General features: G+C 44.1%; 16 protein-coding genes and 1 pseudogene. 12 read left to right on the top strand and 5 right to left on the bottom strand.

All coding sequences use genetic code 11. The features are described from left to right. The 3 genes and pseudogenes from ACRC32_RS07140 to ACRC32_RS07130 form a co-directional block, all read left to right on the top strand. A pseudogene (locus ACRC32_RS07140) lies at positions 1 to 443 on the top strand (hypothetical protein); the annotation flags it as partial. Between the two features lie 166 nt (positions 444 to 609). Then, the gene (gene sat, locus ACRC32_RS07135; RefSeq protein ID WP_438553314.1) at positions 610 to 1,794 is read left to right on the top strand and encodes a sulfate adenylyltransferase; all 1,185 of its coding nucleotides are present in this window, start codon (positions 610 to 612) and stop codon (positions 1,792 to 1,794) included. A 234-nt stretch (positions 1,795 to 2,028) separates the two neighbouring features. Further along, positions 2,029 to 4,389, top strand: coding sequence for a caspase family protein (locus ACRC32_RS07130; protein WP_438553313.1), 2,361 nt, complete (start codon positions 2,029 to 2,031; stop codon positions 4,387 to 4,389). Between the two features lie 151 nt (positions 4,390 to 4,540). Here ACRC32_RS07130 and ACRC32_RS07125 read toward each other — a convergent pair whose 3' ends face one another. Then, complete coding sequence (locus ACRC32_RS07125; protein WP_438553312.1) at positions 4,541 to 5,029, bottom strand: WbuC family cupin fold metalloprotein; 489 nt, start codon at positions 5,027 to 5,029, stop codon at positions 4,541 to 4,543. A gap of 167 nt (positions 5,030 to 5,196) precedes the next feature. Between ACRC32_RS07125 and ACRC32_RS07120 the strand changes: the two genes are divergently transcribed. The 8 genes from ACRC32_RS07120 to cheB all read left to right on the top strand — a co-directional run bounded on the left by ACRC32_RS07120 (position 5,197) and on the right by cheB (position 16,442). After that, entirely contained in the window at positions 5,197 to 6,771 is a 1,575-nt protein-coding gene (locus tag ACRC32_RS07120) for a CheR family methyltransferase (protein ID WP_438553311.1), read from the top strand. Positions 6,772 to 6,836: 65 nt separating this feature from the next. Then, complete coding sequence (locus tag ACRC32_RS07115) at positions 6,837 to 7,607, top strand: sulfite exporter TauE/SafE family protein (protein WP_438553310.1); 771 nt, start codon at positions 6,837 to 6,839, stop codon at positions 7,605 to 7,607. A gap of 251 nt (positions 7,608 to 7,858) precedes the next feature. Further along, positions 7,859 to 9,019, top strand: a complete 1,161-nt coding sequence (locus ACRC32_RS07110) for a response regulator (RefSeq protein ID WP_438553309.1) — start codon at positions 7,859 to 7,861, stop codon at positions 9,017 to 9,019. Between the two features lie 118 nt (positions 9,020 to 9,137). After that, positions 9,138 to 10,250 (top strand): chemotaxis protein CheW, encoded by a 1,113-nt coding sequence (locus ACRC32_RS07105; RefSeq protein ID WP_438553308.1) that lies wholly within the window; start codon positions 9,138 to 9,140, stop codon positions 10,248 to 10,250. A gap of 7 nt (positions 10,251 to 10,257) precedes the next feature. Beyond that, the gene (locus ACRC32_RS07100; protein WP_438553307.1) at positions 10,258 to 12,756 is read left to right on the top strand and encodes a hybrid sensor histidine kinase/response regulator; all 2,499 of its coding nucleotides are present in this window, start codon (positions 10,258 to 10,260) and stop codon (positions 12,754 to 12,756) included. A 130-nt stretch (positions 12,757 to 12,886) separates the two neighbouring features. After that, positions 12,887 to 14,680: a methyl-accepting chemotaxis protein gene (locus ACRC32_RS07095; RefSeq protein ID WP_438553306.1), complete on the top strand. Its 1,794-nt coding sequence runs from the start codon at positions 12,887 to 12,889 to the stop codon at positions 14,678 to 14,680. Positions 14,681 to 14,826: 146 nt separating this feature from the next. Further along, positions 14,827 to 15,255, top strand: coding sequence for a response regulator (locus tag ACRC32_RS07090; RefSeq protein WP_438553305.1), 429 nt, complete (start codon positions 14,827 to 14,829; stop codon positions 15,253 to 15,255). Positions 15,256 to 15,368: 113 nt separating this feature from the next. Further along, complete coding sequence (gene cheB, locus ACRC32_RS07085; protein WP_438553304.1) at positions 15,369 to 16,442, top strand: chemotaxis-specific protein-glutamate methyltransferase CheB; 1,074 nt, start codon at positions 15,369 to 15,371, stop codon at positions 16,440 to 16,442. A 136-nt stretch (positions 16,443 to 16,578) separates the two neighbouring features. Here the strand turns inward: cheB and ACRC32_RS07080 are convergent, their stop codons facing one another. The 3 genes from ACRC32_RS07080 to ACRC32_RS07070 all read right to left on the bottom strand — a co-directional run bounded on the left by ACRC32_RS07080 (position 16,579) and on the right by ACRC32_RS07070 (position 17,710). Further along, entirely contained in the window at positions 16,579 to 17,007 is a 429-nt protein-coding gene (locus ACRC32_RS07080) for a hypothetical protein (RefSeq protein ID WP_438553315.1), read from the bottom strand. A 119-nt stretch (positions 17,008 to 17,126) separates the two neighbouring features. After that, a complete protein-coding gene (locus tag ACRC32_RS07075) occupies positions 17,127 to 17,483 on the bottom strand; it encodes a HesB/IscA family protein (RefSeq protein ID WP_438553303.1) in 357 nt (118 codons plus the stop codon). A 26-nt stretch (positions 17,484 to 17,509) separates the two neighbouring features. Further along, positions 17,510 to 17,710, bottom strand: coding sequence for a hypothetical protein (locus ACRC32_RS07070; RefSeq protein ID WP_438553302.1), 201 nt, complete (start codon positions 17,708 to 17,710; stop codon positions 17,510 to 17,512). Positions 17,711 to 17,763: 53 nt separating this feature from the next. Here ACRC32_RS07070 and ACRC32_RS07065 point away from each other — a divergent pair, with 53 nt between their 5' ends. Then, a complete protein-coding gene (locus ACRC32_RS07065) occupies positions 17,764 to 19,410 on the top strand; it encodes a DUF6930 domain-containing protein (RefSeq protein ID WP_438553301.1) in 1,647 nt (548 codons plus the stop codon). Positions 19,411 to 19,490: 80 nt separating this feature from the next. Here ACRC32_RS07065 and ACRC32_RS07060 read toward each other — a convergent pair. Continuing rightward, on the bottom strand, positions 19,491 to 20,680 hold a 1,190-nt coding region (locus tag ACRC32_RS07060), incomplete at its 5' end, for a PAS domain-containing protein (protein ID WP_438553300.1).

Raw genomic sequence — 20,680 nt, 5'->3', positions numbered from 1 at the left:
GTTCATCTCAAGACATATCAACAGAAGAGATTATTAAATTACTAGCAGAAAGAGTAGTAGTAGAGCGAAAAAAACGTAAAATTGGCGAAGTTATCGTCCGCAAAGAAATAGAAACGCGGATGGTAGAAGTACCAGTGCGGTATGAGAAGCTGATTGTAGAACAGGTTAATCCAGAACACAAGCAAATAGCTGAAATTAATTTAGGACAAGAAACTCTTGCCGATCGCAACTTGAATTCCTGGGATGTTGGTGTAAAAAACCAAAGTGTAGGTGAATTGACAGTAAGAGGTAGATTTGATTCACCTAAAGTTGCCAGTCTATTATTAAACGCGATCGCGCGCGAACGCCAACATGGATGTCAGCAAATTCGGGTTGAAATTGTCGTAGATAGTCCAGAAAAACAAAAGCTCTATCAAGAGTGGTGCGATCGCTGTTCTCAGTAAGAAAAGAGCAGGGAGTAGGGAGCAGGGAGTAGGGGAGAAGAAGGAAGTAGTCGAAGATGAATTTTTGACTTTTGACTTTTGACTTCTAGCCGATCGCTTTGTAGCAAGACACATAATCTTGGTACTATAAATGCTTGCAGCCAAGATCTAAACAAAATTTAAAGATATGACGAGCGATCGCATAGATGGTATTGCTCCCCACGGCGGACAATTAATTAACCGCATTGCCAACCACGCACAGCGTCTAGAATTCCTAGACAAAGCTGATTTTCTGCCTAGAGTCCAGTTAGACGAACGGGCAGTTTCCGATTTGCAAATGATTGCAATTGGTGCATTCAGTCCCTTGACTGGATTTATGGCACAAGCAGACTATCAGTCAGTCGTTGACAATATGCGCCTGAGTAACGGTCTACCTTGGTCAATTCCTATTACTCTCTCTGTCAGTGAAGAAGTTGCAGCTCCATTGAAGGAAGGTAGTTTAGTCCGGCTAGACGATAAAAGCGATCGCTTTATTGGAGTTTTAGAACTATCACAAAAGTATCGTTATGACAAAATCCGTGAAGCAGTCAGCGTTTACCGCACCGATGACGAAGCACATCCCGGCGTAGCCGTTGTTTACAACCAAGGTGAAGTTAACCTAGCAGGTTCCATTTGGTTGTTACACCGCGATCCACACCCTTTATTTCCCGACTATCAAATCGATCCAGCCAAATCCCGCGAACTTTTTAGAGAAAACGGTTGGCGCACAGTCGTTGGTTTTCAGACACGTAATCCCATCCATAGAGCGCACGAATATATTATCAAGTGCGCCCTTGAAATTGTCGATGGTTTGTTCCTACATCCATTAGTAGGGGTAACAAAAAGCGATGATATTTCTGCCGAAGTGCGGATGCGTTGCTATGAAATTATGCTGGAACTCTACTTTCCTGAAAGCAGAGTCATTCTAGCAATCAATCCTGCTTCCATGCGCTATGCGGGTCCAAGGGAAGCAATTTTCCACGCTCTCATCCGCAAAAACTACGGCTGCACCCACTTTATCGTCGGACGCGATCATGCTGGAGTAGGAGACTACTACGGTACGTATGACGCTCAATATATTTTTGACGAGTTTGAGCCAAAAGAATTAGGCATTATGCCATTAAAATTTGAACACGCCTTCTACTGCAAGCGAACTCTGCAAATGGCAACTACCAAAACCAGCCCTTCTCGACCCGAAGAACGAATTCACCTATCGGGAACCAAAGTCAGAGAGATGTTGCGGCGGGGTGAACTGCCACCACCAGAATTCTCCCGACCGGAAGTTGCAGCAGAACTAGCTAAAGTCATGAATATTACCCAATATGAGATTTAATTGGTCATTTGTCATACCCTTCGGGAAGGGCTTCGCCCTACGTCATTTGTCATTTGTGCGCGATTGGGAGTTAAGTTCTTTTCTACTACCTGGCTCCGATCGCTAGGGAACCTGTGCTGAAGACCGTTTCCCGTTCTCCGTTCCCTAACAACTGATAACTGATAACCGATAACTGACTCCCTAGTTTATTGATAGGCTGGTAGCTGGTGAGACCAGTAGTAGCTGATAGCTAAAATGAAGCGGCGAGATTTTCTGAGACGATTAGCTCAAGCGATCGCAACATTGGGTGTGGTTGATGCTGGGTGGCTGCGAATAGGCGATCGCTATGCCCATGCACTCGCCCAGCCAACGGGACGGAAATTAGCTCTCTTGGTAGGCATTAACCAATATCCCGCTACTTTGTCTTTGGGCGGTTGCCTAACAGATGTGGCACTACAAAGAGAACTGCTCGTTCACCGATTTGGTTTCAATCCAGCTGATATTCTTACCCTTACCGATCGACAAGCCACTCGAAAACAAGTTGAAGTTGCTTTTCTAGAACATCTCACCCAGCAAACCAAAACTGGGGATACCGTTGTTTTCCACTTTAGCGGCTACGGGCGGCGGGTTTTGAATTCGGAATTCAAGACAGCTAACAACCAATTTCCCATCAATAGTTTAGTTTGTGCTGATGGCGAAGATCTCCTAGATGAGACTTTATGGCTGCTATTGCGATCGCTGCCGACTAGACAAATTGCAACTTTTCTCGATACGAGTTTTGGCACTCCTGTTAAGATTCTTCCAGCTAACTTGCGCGTGCGCTCTTTTCCGCAAACGCTTCCAGGACAAGTAAGCGCAGCCGAACTTGCTTTTCAACAACAGCTTCAGCAAGACTTCCTTTGCCAAGGCGTTTTAGATCGGATTATTTGCGGCAGTATAGATGCTTCAATCAAACCTACACCGACTGCCAATATTCCTGGTGTTGCGATCGCAGCAGCTAGTCCTACCCAAAGTGCTATTGAGACAGCTTGGAATGGTTTTAGCGCTGGACTGTTTACCTATGCCTTAACTCAACACCTTTGGGAAGCAACTCCAGCAACAACAGTACAAGTCAGCCTCAGCCGTGTCAGTGGCACAGTAGAGCAACTAGTAGGTAACGAGCAGCAGCCACAAGTCAACAGTCAAAAAAATCCGCCGTCCGCTCTCACCGACTACCTCAGCCAAGAACCCAGCACCAGTGCTGATGGTGTCGTCATGGCTGTAGAAGAAGACAAAAAGAGCGCTCAGTTATGGCTGGCAGGACTACCACCTACAGTCCTTGCCTACTACGAGGCTGGCTCTAAATTAAATTTGGTTCCCGCTTTAGAGCAGGGAGCAGAGAGCAGGGAGCAGGGAGCAAGGGAGAAGAGAGCTGAGGAAAACCCCTCACTCCTCACTCCTCGCTCCTCACCCCTTCAATTACAAGTGCGATCGCGGAATGGATTAATTGCCAAAGCTCAAGTCGTGGGTGCTTCTGGCAATGATTCTCCGCAAGTCGGACAGTTAGTACAAGAAGCCGTCAGAGTTTTACCCCGTAATCTTCGCTTGATTATTGCTCTCGATCCGAGCCTAGAACGCATCGAACGGGTAGATGCTACCAGTGCATTTGCTGCTATGCCTTTCGTGTCCCTTGCTACGACGAGCGAACAATTAGCAGATTATGTATTTGGTTTAGTTCCCCCGCCGAAATCGGCAGAAACACCAATTGTCGCAAATGCTGGTTCGCCTGCATCTCGCTACGGTTTATTTACACTCGATCGCCAACCGATCCCCAATACAGCCGGAGAATTCGGCGAAGCGGTAAAAGTTGCCGTGCAACGGTTGTCACCTAAGCTACAAACTTTATTAGCTGCTAAAATTTGGCGGCTGACAACCAACGATGGTTCTTCTCACCTTAACGTCAAAGCAACTTTGGAAATGCTCGATCCCGAAAACAGAGTGTTAATGCAACGGGAAACCCTGCGATCGCCACAAGAAGAAACACCGACTCTTATCGGAAAACTCAAAAAGCAACTTCCGACTCCCCCCGATACCATTCCTGCTATACCAATCGGTAGCCGCATTCAATATCGAGTCCAGAATAACGGCGATCGCCCGGTGCATTTACTCTTACTGGGCTTAGATAGCAGCAAAAGCGCGATCGCCCTTTACTCTTCTCAATTACCTACCGATAATAACGAGTCTAATTCTAAGCCAATTCTTAAGGATATAGAGATTGCGCCAGGAAAGACGGCGACTGTACCGCAATCCACAGCTAATTTTACCTGGACGATTCACAAACCAACTGGGTTGGCAGAGCATCAACTGATTTTCAGTAGTGCCAGCTTTACGCAAACCTTAGCAGTCTTGGCAAATACCGATCGGGATCTCGACGAACCAGAATACATTGGAGTTTTATCCAATCCCTTAGAAGTGGTTCAAGCTGTCATGAGAGATTTACAGGATGCCAGTGCGATCGCCCCTCCACGCATCACTGCTAGCGCCAGCAATGACACTGTTAGCCCTTCTTCTGATACTTACGCTCTTGATGTCAACGACTGGGCAAGTCTGAGCTTTGTTTATCAGGTAGTAAGCTAGGAGCGAGGAGTGAGGAGTGAGGAGTGAGGAGTGAGGGGACAAGGGAGAGGGGGGAGACAAGGGAGCAGAGGAGCAGAGGAGCAGAGGAGAAGTCAGAAGCAATTCACGCACTACACCCCACACCCTTTCTTCACTGATAACTGATAACTGTTCACTGAAAATATGTCTCCCAGGTGGCTACTAACTGCTGAGCTGCATCTGTGCCTTCAGCCGGAAACTCCTCTAAAAATTCTTTATCCGTGCTGGAGTTGTAGGGTCCTTCTTTCAGTTCCAAAATTATCGTATCCGGAGCTAGAGCTACTGCTGTATGGTAAGTTGCTTCAGGAAGTTCGAGTCCCCACACTGCACCACCAGCACTAACAAATTCTGTTGTGACGATCTCACCTCGATCGTTCATAATCAACATTCCTAGCGCACCTTGGCAAACTAGAAAGAACTCAAACCCGTTTATCCCACCATCGCGACAGTGACGGTGCGGACGAACATAAGTACCAGGCTGGAGAATATTTACAAAGCGCTGTACTTTTTCCGATCCATCATGAAAGCTATAAGTCTGGCGCAAGCGCGGACTTTGACGCGCTTGAGTAGCAATTCGCTCGATTAACTCCCGATCCAAGCGCTTGATAGGTAAAGTCTGCATTTCAATCTCCTGCGATCGCCCTTACTGCACGTTCTCTAGAAATTTACCTAGATGCATTACCCATAGTCAAATGCTCGTGTGAGATTAGCTTCTACAGATGGGAATACTGGAGGTAAGCAATTAGCAGCGATCGGCTATTCTATCCCTTATCCCTCAGCTCCCTAGCAATGAATGAGACAACAGTACAAAACTTTATCCAACTGATTTCTGCACGTACGGGTTTGCAAGTTCGCCCGCAAGATCGCCAGGAGCTTTGTCAAAAACTAGAAACACGGATGAAGGTTTTGAAACTGGATGCTCCAGAAAAGTACTATCAACTATTACTGAGATCGACTGAGCAACCGAAGCTTGAGGCGATCGACTCAAGTAGCGAAAGAGAATGGCAAGAGCTACTCGGTTTATTAACAGTTGGCGAAACTTATTTTTTTCGCGACCAAGGACATTTTAAGCTGCTCAAGCATCAAATTTTACCTGAGTTGATCGAAAGTAAAAGAGAGGCTTGTCTTAATTCTTTAACACAAAAGCCAAGTTTGAAAATTTGGAGTGCAGGATGCTCCAGCGGTCAAGAACCTTATTCTATTGCAATTTTAGTCAAAGAACTCATTCCCGATCTCAGCGACTGGGAAGTTTTTATATTTGGAACCGATATTAATTTAGAAGCAATTGAAAAAGCACAACGAGGCATTTATGAACCTTGGTCTTTTCGTCAAGTAGATCCTCAGATTCAGAAGCACTATTTTCAGCAACGCAAGCTTGGTTGGGAACTCGATCCGAGAATTCGCCGTATGGTGAAATTTCGGTGTAGTAATTTGTTACAAGACTCCTTTCCTAGTTCAACTTTCAATATCCACGATATGGATATTATTATTTGCCGTAATGTCTTTATTTATTTTAGTGTTGATGCGATCGCTACTGTCATCGAGAAGTTTTATCAAACTCTCAGACCTTATGGATATTTAATTGTCGGTCATACAGAGCTTTCAGGGCAAAACCTCAATAAATTTCAAGTGAAGGCTTTTACAGAATCTATAGTCTATCAACGGCAAAACACATCAACCGAAGCGAAAAATATACCCAATTCTGCCTCCATTCAAAGCTTAAACGAACAAGTAGAAATCACTGAAACTCTTCGTAAATCTATACCTTGTCAGCCAATAGAATTCAAACTCAGTCATACTAAAAATGACGTTCTAAAATCGAAGCCAATATTACAGCGATCGCTCGTGGCGCTACCTGCGATCGTCTCCCAATCTATTTCCGATCTTGCAACAGCAGAAACCCTCTTTCAAGCGGGAGAATATAGCAGAGCAATCCAAGCAGCTCAAATCCTGATTCAACAACATCCTAAATCTTTTAAGGCTTATTATTTAATTGCTCAATCTTGGGCAAACCTCGGTGACTACGAACGCGCAACTCACTACTGTCAGCAAGCTGCGAAACTCGATAATTTATCTGAAAAGCCTTATTATCTCTTAGCGCGAATCGCTGAAGAGCAAGGAGATTTAGAACAAGCTAAAACATTATTGAAAAAAATTATTTATCTTGCACCTGAATCTATAGCAGCCTATCTAGAATTAGGTTCGCTTTATGAAAAAGCAGGCGATCGCCAACGTGCCAACAAAATGCTAGCTACAGCCTTAGAACTTCTGAAAAAACTATCTCCTACGAGTGCGATCGAACCTTACGATCGGGTCTTAGCAAGTGAATTAATTACTAAAATTAAACAGACTTTAGCAATATAATACAACCTACAACCGCAAAGGCGAGCATAAAGGCGATCGCTTACAGAAGTTAGGAGAAACAGATAATGAGAGGAAATTGGCTAATTTTAGCTATTGGTGGCTTATTTTCTGGTATCCTCGCTGGATTGCTAGGTATTGGTGGTGGTACTGTTCTCGTTCCCTTGCTAGTTTCTCTAGGTTATGCACCCGTACAGGCTGTTGCTACGAGTAGCTTGGCAATTTTAGTCACTTCTATTTCTGGTAGCATCCAAAACTGGCGCATGGGTTACTTTAACTGGAAGCGGGTGAGCTTGCTAGGATTTCCTGCGGTTGTAACCTCACAAATTGGCGTGTATACAGCTAGTCGAATTCTACCCCACATCCTTCTACTAGCTTTTGGAATTTTATTACTCATCAACATTTATTTAGTTAACTTGCGCCAGCACCTCACTAATAAACAGACTTCGACAGAGACGCAATTTAACCCTTTACTCGCTCGACTTTTTACCGGAGGAGCAGCAGGTATTCTCGCTGGATTATTTGGTGTAGGTGGAGGGGTGATTATGGTGCCGCTTCAAATGTTACTCCTAAAAGAAGAAATAAAAGTTGCAATTCAGACGAGTTTAGGTGTAATTGTTATTACTGCTATCTCTGCAACTGTAGGGCATACTGTAACAGGTAACGTACTATTTATACCAGGATTGCTATTAGGTTGTGGTGGTTTGCTAGGAGCGCAAATTAGTACTCGCGTTTTACCAAAACTACCAGATCGGACAGTTAGTTTTGTTTTTCGTCTATTTTTGGGTATATTGTCAATCTACGTTTTTTGGCAGGCTTGGCAATTTTATTCTGCTTAATGATTAGAACAGTATTTCTGGTCACATATTTTTTAAGTCTTGATGAAAAATTTAGTTATCAAAACACTGTAATAACACTGAAAAACCTTATCTTATCTTTATAATTCGGTATTGCTACCGATACAATTACTTTTTGCTGTTTGCCATACTAAAAACGCAGCAATATAGCAAAAAGCGCCTCATATTTAGATGACAATTCGAGCGAGCTGTGCTGTTTCTCTTGCTACACAACTTTCACGGCTAAGCAAACTATGTCGCCTAATCAGTATCAAGCACAGGAATTATCTAGTCTATTAGAAAATATCCAAGCTAAACAAGCAAGCGGTGTTTTGTATATAGATGCACAAGTCGATTCAGAAAAGCCTGCAAAATCTCGCGTGCTAATTTGGAAAGATGGACGCACCCTCTACGGCGGTAAAACAGTTCCAGATGCTCAAAGCTTAGTCAAATTGTTAGAACAAAAACTGAGTCGAGAATGGGTAGCTTCTGCTGTAGCCTTTGCAATGCGCCAAGTTACAGAGCAAACATCACTTCGCGATGTACTGGAGCGTTTGGTGCAAATGCAGTTATATAACTGGGAACAAATTGAGTCTGTTATTTACAGTCAATTAATATTAACTGTAGAACAAATTTTACCATATCCAGGTAAGTTTCAATTTGATAGCCATAAGCAGCTCAATTTTTGTCGTGGTGTTGAATTATCAAAGTTAATGCTAGATATTACTCAACGTCAGGAACAATGGAACAGCTTCAGACCTACTATTATGTCAATGGATGCAGTACCGAATTTAAAATCCGATACTTTAGCTAATATTACAGAGCCAAATGTGCGCAAACATTTGCAAGAATGGGTCAACGGACAGCGATCGCTAGTAGATATTGCTGAAGGTTTAAATAAAGATCCGTTAAGTATAGCAAAATCCTATATAAATTGGATACAAGCAGGCTGGTTAGACATAGCTAATAACAATATTTCTACAACTCAAATTTCTTTATCTACAGTTTTAGCTGTAGATGATAGCGCTGTCATGCAACAACTGATCAAACGAGCGCTGACGGGTTATTGTCAAGTCATATTAGCTGGTAATGCAGTAGATGCTCTGAACGTCATTTATCATGAAAAAATTTCCCTATTGCTACTCGATGTTTCTATGCCAGAGATAGATGGCTTAGAGCTTTGTCGGACTGTGCGTAGTATTCCTCAGTTTCGCGACTTGCCAATTATTATGGTAACAGCAAGAGACGGTTTTTTTGATAAAGTCAAGGGTAAATTTGCTGGTTCTAACGACTATTTAACGAAGCCGTTTGACGCAGAACAGTTACGCCAGATAGTAGGTAGATATATCGGATTAGGAATTAGTTCTAATAATAACAAAGATGCAGTTACATTTGATTTGTCTAGTTCTAGCTAACTTTTTAAATGTTTCTTGTAAACTTAATCAAGCGATAGCTTCATCTCAAAGTTAACCAAATTTATAAATATTAAATATTAGCTAATAACTAAGTTAAATATTTAAATGATAACAGCAAATGGAAACTAAACCTTATCTGATTTTCAGCTTGCATGACTTGCGATATGGAATTGATGCAACGCTCGTACAGGAAATTTTTCTACTTCCAGAGTTGAATCTTATCATTGAAGCACCGACAGATATTATAGGAATTCTGAATTTACGTTCTCAACTCGTACCCGTAATGCATCTCGGTCTACGTTTAGGATACAAAATGCAGGATTGTCACATCAGCGATAGCGTTATTGTTATACAGTGGCAAGATTTACAGATTGGTATTATTGTTAATTCCGTTTATGAAGTAAAAAACGTTAGTTCTGAAGTTATAGAAACGAACATTTCATACGGACGAGTCAAAGAGTCTACAGCTCGCTTTATTCATAGTATTGCCAAGATAGATGCAGATATTATCATGTTGCTAAATCCAGAGCCACTCATCTGCTCTTCTACAGTTGAAGACATTTTACCAGTATTAAACAGCGATTCAAGTGAGATAGAAGCTCATGGCGATCGCCCTCAGTCAAAAGAGAAAGAACTACATTTAAACAATCTAAACGATCGACAAAGCATTCATAAACATAGTTTTTACGATTTATACTATCCACAAGTCACCCCACAAGAAAAAGCAATTTTTCGGGAACGGGCTGAGAACTTGAGACGGCAAGCTGAGAATTCTGATTTTACGGGATTAATACCATTAGCAGTTTTTGGTCTTAATGGTGAATATTTTGGACTAGAGTTAGATATCGTGCGAGAATTCACCAACATTCGTCATATGACTCAGATTCCGTGCTGCCCAAATCATATTGTTGGCAACATGAATTTACGCGGAGAAATTGTCACTTTAGTAGATATTCGTCAAGCTTTAAACTTATCGCTCAATCTCGATCGGACTACCTCAAAAGCCATTGTGATTCGCTTCAACGATACGATCGCCGGAATACCTGTAGATGAAGTTTTTGATGTTATGTATCTACGTCCGTCAGATCTGACACCAGTACCAATAGCAGTACATTCCGCTAATAATGAATATCTCAGAGGTCATGCCCCTTATTTAGAAAAAATGCTGACCGTACTTGACTTGCCTCAGCTTTTATCCAAAAACAGCTTAGTTGTAGACGAAGAAATTTAACGATCTTATGATAGACGATCCAGAACTAAGAGATATATATAAAACAGCTTGTGCCGAACGGATGCAGAAGTTGGAAGAGTGCTTGATGCACTTAGAAAAACATCCAGGCGATCGCGAGCAACTAGAAGACTTTTTGCGAGAGATTCATACCCTTAAAGGAGACTCTCGAATGCTGGGAGTACAGGGTGTTGAAACCCTAACACATCAAATTGAAGAGGTACTAGCCGGAGTCAAGCGGGGTGAGAGCAACTTAACCGCAGAACTGTGCGATCGCCTTTATCAAGGACTCGATGCCATGCGCCAGTTCGTCCATGAGGCGGTTACGGGTATTGCCCCAAGCGTCAATCTTTTTTACGTCCTCGCCCGATTAATGGGCGCACAGTCCATTCCTACGAGTGAAGATGAGGAACTGCTACCTGCTGACACTCCAATATTCACCGAACCTGTAGCCGCCGCAGATATCCCGCTATTTGAGAGCGATCTATTTCCCGAACCGCCTGTCGCTGCTTCAGGGTACGATCTATTCTCCGAACCGTTCCTCACAGAACCATCTGAAGCGATCGCCGCATCATTTGACCTACTCGACGACGATTTCTTCTTACCCGAACCTCCTGTATTACCGAAGATTCTTCCTACACCTCCATCACTGCCAGTTAAACAACCTGAAATAACACCTGCACCCGTACCCGAAACCAAAGTCAAGCCGCAGCCAGCTCCAGCAGCCGAAGCCAGCGAGTCAGCCCAAACCAGCAACTATCAAGTCGATACGATTCGAGTCGAACCGCAAAAGCTCGATACATTGATGACTCAAGCGGGTGAGTTAACAGTGACTAAACTACGAATTGCTCAACGCATGGGTGAAATTGAAGAAATCCTCGCCCTCTGGGAAGAGTGGAGTCGGGATGCTTTTGTCAATCGCTCGGTGTTTGACAAGATAGAGCGTGGCTTACAAGCCAACAATATCAAGCAATTGCAGAACTTTCAACATCGGTCGGAGCAGCGTTTAGAACGCCTCGGCTCTCTGATTAACCATCTGAAAAGCACGGCTTACGAAGACACCGCTCGGTTAGATATTGTCACTGGAGAATTAGAGTCAGGTATCAAGACTTTACGCCTTTTACCTCTATCGAATATGTTTGCGCTTTTTCCCCGTCTCGTCAGAGATTTAGCCAAGCAGCAAGGCAAGGAAATTAATCTACTCATTGAAGGCGGAGATACCAAGGCAGACAAACGAATTCTAGAGGAAATGAAAGACCCATTGCTGCACCTGTTACGCAATGCAGTCGATCACGGTATTGAGACACCTCAAGAACGAGAAAGCTTGGGTAAACCACGCACGGCAACTATTCGTTTGCGAGGGTATCAAACTGCTAGCAGTATTGGGATTGAAGTTACAGACGATGGGCGCGGTTTGAATATCGATAGCATTAAACGCACAGCTGTGCGACGGGGACTCCACCGCGAAGAAGAATTGGAAGCTATGACGACAGCTCAAATCCAATCGCTGATTTTTGCCCCTGGTTTCTCGACTCGAACGACAGTGACAGAAATTTCTGGTCGCGGGGTTGGTTTAGATGTGGTGCGGGCAAATGTCGAAAGAATGAAGGGGACGATCCAAATCGAATCTTTGCCTGGGATGGGCTGTGAGTTTCGGATCAAATTAGATACGACTTTAGCCACCACTCAAGTTTTGATTGTGGAAGTTAATCGCATGTCCTACGCACTGCCAGTGGAGTTCGTACAGACGAACTTGCTTGTGTCTCGGCAAGAGATTTTTGCTTTGGAGGGCAGTCAAACGATCGCTATTGAAGGTCAACCAGTTTCTGTGGCTTGGCTTGCCGATCTACTAGAATTGCCCGCGATCGCTCCTAGTCTCAAATCTGCTGCTAGAATGCTGCCGTGTGTCGTACTGCAAGTCGGTAGCGATCGCCTCGGGTTACTAGTAGACGCTTTACTCGATCGGCAAGATATCGTTCTAAAGCCGCAAAGTAAGTTACTCAAGCGCATTCGGAACGTAACTGGTGCAACTATCCTCGGTACGGGTGAAGTTTGCATGGTTCTCAATCCTCAAGATTTACTCAAATCCGTGCAGAAGAAGCCTGTAGTCCTACATACCAGTGAATCGAGCCAACAGGCACAAACTAAGCAAAAGCTACTGTTAGTAGAAGACTCAATTATTATTCGCACTCAGGTCAAGCGCTTGCTAGAGGGTGCTGGCTATGACGTGACTGCTGCTGTAGATGGAGCAGATGGCTTCAACAAGCTGAGGGCAGGTAGTTTTGATGCTGTCATCTCAGACGTGCAAATGCCGAATTTAGATGGTTTGGGGCTAGCAGCGAAAATCCGTCAACACAAAGAATATGAAGAGATACCAATTATTCTCGTCACAACTCTTGCCTCTGATGAAGATAAACGTCGAGGCGCAGAAGCGGGAGCAAATGCTTATTTAACTAAAGGCACGTTCGATCAAAAAATACTGCTCGATACGTTGAATAGATTGATTTAAAAGTCAAACCTTCAATGAAACTCAACAACTAGAAATGGCAGTACAAAACTTATTGGCAATGGTATAAAAATCTGGTTTACCAATTCAAAATTTCAACTAAAAAGTTCATCAAATACGAGGAATAGCTCTCATGAAGTTCTCATTAACAACCAAAGCAATTGCTTTTTCTATCGCCCTCGGTACGCTACCAGCCATGGCGATCGGAGTTAGCAACTATATTTCTGCCAGCAACAACTATCGCCAAAATGCAATTCAATCGCAAGAATCTCTCACCTTTTCTTTAGCAGATAAGGTCGGACGTTTTATGTTCGAGCGGACTGGCGATATTCGAGTCATCTCTAGGTTGCCAATTTTGAATAATCCCGAAAGCACAAAAGGAATTACTCAGCAGCAAAAACAAAATGTGCTAGATGGTTTTCTAAAAATCTATGGCGTTTACGATAGTATCGCTGTCATGGATCTGTCGGGAAAAGTGATTTTGCGGACAACTGGAGAAACATCGACAAATCTGGCAGATCGAGATTATTTTAAGGAGGTGATGAGAACTAAACAGCCAGTCATTGTACAACCTCGAAAAACCTCAGTTGGCGAAGTTGCCGTTCACTTGGCTGCTCCGATAATTAATGCGAACACAGGTAAAATGATAGGTGTAGTTCGCACTCGTATGCCTATAAAAAGCTTAGATAGCATTTTGAATGAAAAAATCTTCAATGCATCGCAGCAGGCGCAACAAGCTGGATCGAGTAGCAAAGAATATCATCTCATTAGTTCTGATGATAAGTTCTTTGCAGCGCGGGAAACAGAACAAGTCGGTCACGATGCCAAAGAAGACTTTGCTAGCTTTGCCAAAATGCACGCCGAGAAAAAAGTGGCAACAGCGATCGATGTCGATCGCCTTGACAAAGCAGAACAATTAGTCTCCTACGCGCCAGTACCAGAAACGGAAGGAATGCCAGAACTAGACTGGAGCGTAATCTTAGCAGAAGATACAAAATCTGTATTTGCTGGACAGCAGCAACTCATCACCAACCTATTGCTAGGAACTGGAGTCACTTTACTAGTTGCTGGTGGGTTAGCGGTTCTATTCGCCAGCCGTACAGCTAAGATGATTCAACAAATTGCCAATGCCGTTGCTTCCTCTTCCACCGAAATTGGCGCAACTGTCGAGCAACAAGAACGCACCACCACCGAACAAGCAAGTTCTGTCAACCAAACCACCGTCACCGTAGAAGAATTGGGCGCAGCTTCTCGCCAATCTGCCGAACAAGCTGAAGCCTCTGCTGCTGGGGCGCGTCAAGCCCTAGAACTTGCCGATAACGGTAGCAAAGCCGTACATCAAACCATGGCAGAAATGTCTACCGTCCGCGATAAAGTGGGGGCGATCGCCGAGCAAATTATGCGATTATCAGAACAAACGACTCAAATCGGTAGTATTTCCGATTTAGTTGCAGATGTTGCCAACCAAACCAATATGCTAGCCCTCAATGCAGCAGTAGAAGCAGCACGGGCAGGAGAACATGGTAAGGGATTTGGTGTCGTTGCCGGTGAAATTCGCAAACTTGCCGACCAAAGTAAGAAATCTGCCGAGAAGATCAACGCACTCGTGAACGATATTCAAGCTTCAATTAACAGCACCGTAATGGCAACGGACGAAGGCACAAAATCAGTTGATTATGGACTGCGCTTAGCCCAAGGAACCGTAGAATCCTTCACTGGAGTTGCAGATGCCGTTAACCACGTCTTCCTCAACAGCCAACAAATTTCTCTCAGTGCCAAGCAGCAAGCAGTTTCCGTGCAGCAAGTCGTCTCGGCAATGAACGAAATCAACCTCGGTGCAAAAGATACGGCAGCTGGCATCAACCAAGTCCGCGTTTCAACGCAACAACTCAATCAAGTCGCCCAACAATTACAAGCAATTGTTTAACTTTACTAGGAATTAGAGGTCAGAGAATTTTGGATTGGTAATGGGTAATTGGTAATTGGTAATTTTATTTATCTTCCTTGTCTCCCTTGTCTCCCTTGTCTCCCTTGTCCCCACTCTCGATTTTTTACTACACCGTAGGAAAGAAAATGACCCCAATTAAAGTTTTATTAGTCGATGATTCTCCTGTCGCTATGAGCATTTTCCTTAAAGTACTTGATTCTGCACCAGAAGTGCAGGTTGTAGGTACAGCTCAAGATGGTGCAGAAGCTTTAAATTTAATTCCTAGAGTACAACCTCATGTGATTTGTACGGATTTGAAAATGCCTAAAATGGACGGTTTAGAGCTAATCAAACAAGTCATGGCGAAGACTCCGCTACCAATTTTAGTTTTGAGTGATGCCGTCCAAAAGCAAGATATTGATAATGTGTTCCAAGTCTTGCAAGCTGGAGCCGTCGATGTGATGCCAAAACCTGCATCAGTTTCAACCACAGATCGGGAGGAACTGAAGCGCCAATTAATTACTAAAATTAGAGTTTTGGCAAGCAAGCAAGTTAGTGCAAAAACGCTCACATAATCGTCACAGGAAGTGCGCCAACAGAATATCTGCGTCGTCGGTGTAGAGACGTTACATGTAACGTCTCTATGCCATTTGTATCACTTTTATAAAGTTGATTCGAGATACGATTGATGCCAAAATTCCCAGTCAAAGTTTTATTAGTTGAAGATTCACCTGTTGTCTTGGCAATTCTGAAAAAGCTATTAGCTACGACATCAGAAATAGAAGTCGTTGGCACCGCTAGCAACGGTCAGGAAGCTTTAGAAAAAATTCTCGAGCTGCAACCTACCGTCATTTGTACAGACCTACACATGAGAAAAATGGATGGTCTGGAGTTTACCAAACAGGTGATGGCAAAACACCCTTTACCAATTCTAGTTATCAGCAGTTCGGTACAGGAAAGCGACACCAATACGATTTTTCAGTTGTTACAAGCTGGAGCAATCGATGTCTTTCCCAAACCTGCAATGGGAATACCTTCAGAGTACGATCGCATCAAGCAAGAGTTGATTACTAAAATTAAAGTACTTTCTGGTGTCAGCGTCTTCACAAAACCATTAAAGCAGCCCGTACTCTCAACCACAGCTCAACCCTTAGTTCAAGGTAGAATTTCAGGATCGCATAGCGGGTTATCCTCAATTCGGATGGTAGCTGTTGGTGCTTCTACAGGTGGCCCTCAAGCATTACAGAAGCTTTTTAGCCATCTACCAAGTCACTTTCCAGCACCCGTTATTTGTACTCAGCATATTAGCGAAGGATTTTTGCATGGATTGGTGAGTTGGCTAGCAACTGAGTGTCAAGTCAAAGTTAAGATTGCTCAAGATGGGGAAATTCCATCACCGGGAACGATTTATTTTGCCCCAGAAAAGTGTCATTTAGAATTTAGTTCTCTAGGCAAATTTACTCTTAACCGAGCAACTGGCGTTGTAGACGGTCACTGCCCCTCAGTTACAGTCATGTTTAAATCTGCTACCCAGTTTTACGGTAAGGGAATCATGGGCGTGCTACTAACAGGAATGGGTAGAGATGGTGCTATAGGAATGCAAGCGATCGCTCAAGCCGGAGGAATGACAATTGCTCAAGACGAGGCAAGCAGCATCGTGTTTGGAATGCCAAAAGAAGCGATCGCTCTAGGAGCCGCGCAACACATCTTACCGATTCAAAGCATAGCTCCCTTCGTGCTGAGTCGGGTTTTTGTCAGGTAGCAGTTATCAGTTAACAGGGAGCAGGGAGTAGGGAGCAGGGAGCGCACGAGCAGGGAGCAGAGGGGCAGAGGGGCAGAGGAGAGAAAACAACCAATGACAAATGACAAATGACAAATGACAAATGACGAATGACCCCTCATTCAGAAGCTTCAAACAACCACTTCCTAACTCGTTCCATGTTTTGCCAATCTGGTTTGCGGCTCATGCCATCGGCAATGTTTTGCTTGACTTCATCCCGCATATCGGAATCAACCATGATAAACTGCATGGCGCGATCGACGTGTTCTCGCACGCCTTTTTGTCCGGTTTCCAGCATGGCTACGGCAAGGTTAACTCTGGACTGGGCATCTTGGGGATGTAACTTAACTGCCTTTTGCGCCGCTTTGAGGGCAGCATTTGATTTATCGCTTAATAAATACAACCACGCCAAACAAGTCCAAGCAGCGCTGCTTTTGGGAGCGCGATCGCAAATGTCTTGAAAAACTGGAATTAACTTCTCTGGTTCTTCGCCAGCCTTGTAGCGTTCGAGTGCTGATTCAAATAAAGATGAGACAGTATCGGTCATTGTTAATGAAAGGGAGTAGGGAGTAGGGAGTAGGGAGTAGGGAAGGCAAGAGGCAAGAGGCATCTTCCTTGTCCTCCTTGTCCTCCTTGTCTTCCTTGTCCTTAATCCTCGCCACTATATTAAACACCAAACGATTTCCCGCAGCCACAAGTTTGATTGGCGTTGGGGTTCGTGAATTGGAAGCCGCCACCGATCATGGCATTACTGTAATCTAGCTGTAAGCCATAAAGGTATAAGATGCTTTTGCGATCGCACACGATCTTGAAGCCTTCGTAATCGTAGACTTCATCATCGGCTCTAACTTTACTAATATCTTCAAAATCCATCATGTAAGACATTCCAGAGCAGCCACCCTGACGCACTCCCACCCGCAAGCAGAGGTCTTGCCCTTGGCGATCGCGCAGAAATGAAATGTGTTGCAGAGCTGCTTCAGTTAACTGAATGCCTCGCTGTTGAGACTGGGTTGCTGATGTCATAGACTGTTACAACTCCTGGTATGGTTTTAGAATGCAATATGCAGCTTTTTCGTCCATTGTAACGGCAACAGAGGTGCGGTTTGAGAAATTGTCAACGATCCTAACCAAAGCACCACAAAGATTTCTATCCTAGAATTGATAGGTCTAATTGGATGAAACGGGATCGGGGAAAATACAACTCCTGTTGGCTGAGGCAAAGCTGCCAATTGCTTAACGACAACTCCCACACCTAAGTAAGATCGAAAGTTTGCACTGTCTCCCTGATTGGCTTGGTTGGTCTATGACAACTTCGTTAAATAGCTCCACGCGACGGCGTTTGCAGAAATTGAATCAAATTCCTTGTGTCTGGGAGGGCGATCGCCGCACGTTATCAGCATCAAGCCCAAGAGGAGACACAGAGGCAGGGAGCGAGTGTATTTTGTGGGTCGATGGCTCTCAAGGAGTCGTGCGGGCAATGGATGTCGTGGCTACCGACAGTGGACCCGAAGTTGTCGTGCGCACGCTGTTGCGGGCAATGGAGCATCCCAACAGTCCCGCTAAACCCGCTCGTCCTCAAAAAATTGTCGTGCGCGATCGCGAAATTCAGTTTTATCTGCGCGGCGTGTTACAAGAATTAGACATCGCGATCGATTACGTCCCCGATCTACCGCTAATTGATGAATTGTATCGCGGCTTTGAAGAATTTGGGGAAGCTCATCCCCCCGAATTACCACCTCAATATGCCACCGCACTCAAAAAGAAAGCATTTGAGATTTGGCAAGCTGCTCCTTGGGAGTTGTTAGAAGAACACCAAATTATCGCCGTCAAGCTCAACCATTTTGACATCGAAACCCTATACATTTCCGTGATGGGAATGTTAGGGATGGAATATGGCATTTTGCTCTATCGCTCTGCCGAATCCTTGCAAAGATTTCGGGCGAAAGTTTTGATTGAAGAAGATGCCACAGAACAGCTAGAAGAAGCATTTCTCAAACAAGATTGCTTATTTCTCACTTTCGAGCGCTCGGAAGAGATGGATAGTGGTGGAGAATTTGTCGATCTAGCAGACCTACCCCTGTCGGAGATTGAGCCATCTTTTGGTAATATCCATCCTCTAGAAGGACTGCGCTCTGTCCTCTATGAGGAGGAGGCTAGTGCTGTCTTTGTTGCTTTGGAAGCTTTAAATCGCTTTTTGCGAAACGAGCGCCGACAACTAGGCGGGAAAACTTTCCCTGAGATTAGCCGCAACTATCGCATTACACTACCCTCATCCCAGTCGGAGAAAAAATCTCAACCCCTCAGCGTGACTGTCTCCACCTTGCCGAATTTGGCTACAGAGTTAGAGGAAATGGCAGATGCAGTTGCAACTGAGGCAATAGAAGCAGAAGATTTAGACGACATGCCTCTATTTCAGTCTTTACGGGACGACCTAATCCCAGAAGATTCTTTTCTCAGTTTGGGGGTTGTGTCTTGGGAAATGGTGCAGCAATTGCGCCAGAAAGTCACCCATCAGCAAGTCGGCAAGCCTACAGAAGCAGGAGATGGATTGCCAGTGATTTTGATTCAAACTTCCCGTCCTAAAGCCAAAGAAGCGATCGATCTTATCTTGAGTGCTGGAGGACTTAGAGGTATCGGTTTTAATCCCGGAGCAGATCCGTTTGGTGGCGATCGCTATGATTTAGGAGTATTGCAAACCAACAATGGGGAATTATTTTTGTTTGGCGAATTTTTAGAAGACGATCCAGTTCACGTCGTCGCGAGAAAGAAGTGGAACGATCGCTGCAAGCATACCAAAGGCTATTGCGGCTTAATCGTCGCGAGAGGTCTAATGGGTGCTTCGCGGGGACAACCCCAAATGAAAGATATGATGGCACTGTTTGAAGCGCGATCGCTTTCATCTAAAGATTTAGGCATTGGAATGCTTCAGTTAATGCCACAGCTTGAATAAGCGGTCATTGGTCATTGGTCATTGGTTGTTATTTTCTCCTCTGCTCCCTGCTCGTGCGCTCCCTGCTCCCTGATAACTGGTCACTGATTTTGTTCTACTTTATGTTGCTCTAAATTGGCGAGATCGCGAAAAATAATCAAAAATTCTTTATCGCCAATTGTACTAATTCGTGCCTCTTGGTACTGCTGTTTGTCCTTGAAAGAAACCGGAAATTGAAAAATCTGAGTTGCGCCAGTTCTCAGAGCTAATCGAGCATATTCAATAAGCTGTTGTGCCGTTTCTGCTGGCAAGAACTCATTCACGTTCTTACCTAAGATATCTCCATTCAAAGTAAACGAATTAGCTTCTTTTGCTGGCATATAACTCAGACACGTACCATCTTGTTTCATCCGCAAGATAGAATCTGGTAGCGCCCTTAATATAGTACTACTCGCCGTTTCACTTTCATATAAGGCAGCTTGAACTTCTTTTTGTCGCCGCCAGTTCTGAATTAGCTTCTCTACTACGATCGCACCTAATACGCCACAAACCAAGCCGAGAATCCCAATTGGAATTAGCAAGTCTTGAGTAGAAAAATTAGATTGCGATACATCAGAGACTGCTACGTTATATTTTTTCAGAACTACTCGTGACGTTATGCCGTACAGAGCGCTACAAAACACAATTAAAAATAAGATGAGTCCCAGCCAAGCTTGTCTGCGGAGTAAAGCAACTGTATTAGCTAAAGCAGAGGGTGATAATGTTTGAACGGGAGATTGCTGCGGTTGCTGTTGCGGAATTTGACTGCCGATTAACGAAGTCATTCTAATTCCAGCAATTAATAGCGCTATTAAACCCGAACCTAATAAGAGAATGTAAAAGTTACTGAATGTCCCTCCTAAATATAGTCCTTGATGAATTTCTAGCAAAAATCCGATTTGCTCTCTAGATAAACCGAACCAGTCCCTTGCTATTGTGTAGGCTACACCTGTTTCGGCGCTGATTGAAAGTGGTAAAAGTAAAATTAATGCTAGTAGCCGATGGATATTACGAATATTCAGTTTTGTCAGTTCGCGATCGCTACTCCGGCGATCGAGTAAATGCGTACCTGTTACGCTCATTCCCAATATCCCTAAGCTAATCAGAATAATGTATATGGGAACGAGTCGTTTGCCTAGATATTCACCTTGATGAATTGTCATCAAAACATCACCAACTGAGTTAGAAACTCCAAACCAACTTTTGCCCAAGCGGTATGCAACTCCAGTCAACGCACTAGCAAGTAGAGGTA

Origin of the sequence: Chroococcidiopsis sp. (assembly GCF_051657925.1) — a bacterium.
Taxonomy (GTDB): domain Bacteria; phylum Cyanobacteriota; class Cyanobacteriia; order Cyanobacteriales; family Chroococcidiopsidaceae; genus Chroococcidiopsis.
Note: the sequence above shows the minus strand (reverse complement) of the source record. Positions and strands in the feature narration are given on the sequence as shown.

Bases quoted from the DNA above. Each gene is read 5' to 3' on its own strand.
- ACRC32_RS07090 (WP_438553305.1), top strand. From the start codon at position 14,827: ATGACCCCAATTAAAGTTTTATTAGTCGATGATTCTCCTGTCGCTATG.
- ACRC32_RS07075 (WP_438553303.1), bottom strand. From the start codon at position 17,483: ATGACATCAGCAACCCAGTCTCAACAGCGAGGCATTCAGTTAACTGAA.
- ACRC32_RS07105 (WP_438553308.1), top strand. From the start codon at position 9,138: ATGGAAACTAAACCTTATCTGATTTTCAGCTTGCATGACTTGCGATAT.
- ACRC32_RS07120 (WP_438553311.1), top strand. From the start codon at position 5,197: ATGAATGAGACAACAGTACAAAACTTTATCCAACTGATTTCTGCACGT.
- ACRC32_RS07080 (WP_438553315.1), bottom strand. From the start codon at position 17,007: ATGACCGATACTGTCTCATCTTTATTTGAATCAGCACTCGAACGCTAC.
- sat (WP_438553314.1), top strand. From the start codon at position 610: ATGACGAGCGATCGCATAGATGGTATTGCTCCCCACGGCGGACAATTA.
- ACRC32_RS07110 (WP_438553309.1), top strand. From the start codon at position 7,859: ATGTCGCCTAATCAGTATCAAGCACAGGAATTATCTAGTCTATTAGAA.
- cheB (WP_438553304.1), top strand. From the start codon at position 15,369: ATGCCAAAATTCCCAGTCAAAGTTTTATTAGTTGAAGATTCACCTGTT.
- ACRC32_RS07130 (WP_438553313.1), top strand. From the start codon at position 2,029: ATGAAGCGGCGAGATTTTCTGAGACGATTAGCTCAAGCGATCGCAACA.
- ACRC32_RS07095 (WP_438553306.1), top strand. From the start codon at position 12,887: ATGAAGTTCTCATTAACAACCAAAGCAATTGCTTTTTCTATCGCCCTC.
- ACRC32_RS07125 (WP_438553312.1), bottom strand. From the start codon at position 5,029: ATGCAGACTTTACCTATCAAGCGCTTGGATCGGGAGTTAATCGAGCGA.
- ACRC32_RS07115 (WP_438553310.1), top strand. From the start codon at position 6,837: ATGAGAGGAAATTGGCTAATTTTAGCTATTGGTGGCTTATTTTCTGGT.
- ACRC32_RS07100 (WP_438553307.1), top strand. From the start codon at position 10,258: ATGATAGACGATCCAGAACTAAGAGATATATATAAAACAGCTTGTGCC.
- ACRC32_RS07065 (WP_438553301.1), top strand. From the start codon at position 17,764: ATGACAACTTCGTTAAATAGCTCCACGCGACGGCGTTTGCAGAAATTG.